Origin of the sequence: Burkholderia sp. L27(2015), assembly GCF_009765705.1 — a bacterium.
In the GTDB taxonomy this organism is placed as follows: Bacteria; Pseudomonadota; Gammaproteobacteria; order Burkholderiales; family Burkholderiaceae; genus LMUX01.
In genome coordinates this window covers 1-531 of record NZ_LMUX01000030.1, presented here as the reverse complement: position 1 = coordinate 531, position 531 = coordinate 1, and the positions used below count along the sequence as shown (strand labels likewise).

1 protein-coding gene is annotated in these 531 nt (G+C 65.7%); it reads left to right on the top strand.

What is annotated here, in order from left to right; genetic code table 11:
• Positions 1 to 62: 62 nt before the first annotated feature.
• Positions 63 to 531 (top strand): hypothetical protein (locus GSQ77_RS28900; protein WP_216854970.1); only part of this gene is annotated, 469 nt, incomplete at its 3' end.

Below are 531 nucleotides of genomic sequence, written 5' to 3'. Positions count from 1 at the left end.
TCAGATGCCCGCCGGGTGGCAGGCCCTATGATCGAGCCACTCACTGCCGGATTCCCCCCACGTTGGACTTCTTGACCCGTACCCGTTCGATCGCACGCGCCTGTTGGCCGTGGCTGCGCATCCCGTTCTGGATCGGCATGGGCCTGTTGTTCGGTTTCGTGCTGCCGTATACGCTGGTGTTGAACAAGCGCGTGCAGGATCGCTTCAACGATCTGGTGTTTGCCGTGCCCACCCGCGTTTACGCGCGACCGCTGCCGCTGGCCGCGGGCACGCCGATGACGCCGGCCGCACTGGAGCTTGAGCTCACCTTTGCCGGCTACAGCGATGACGGCCACGGACAAGTGGCCGGCAGCTGGGTGAAGCAGGGCACGCGCTACCTGATCACCTCGCGCGGCTACGCCGGCCCGGATGGCGGCGAGTTGCCCAAACATATTCGCGTCACACTGGGCAACGGCACAGTGCAGTCGGTGCAGGACGTGGTCGGCGACAAAGCCATCGCCCTGACGCATCTGGATCCGGCGCGCATCGCCA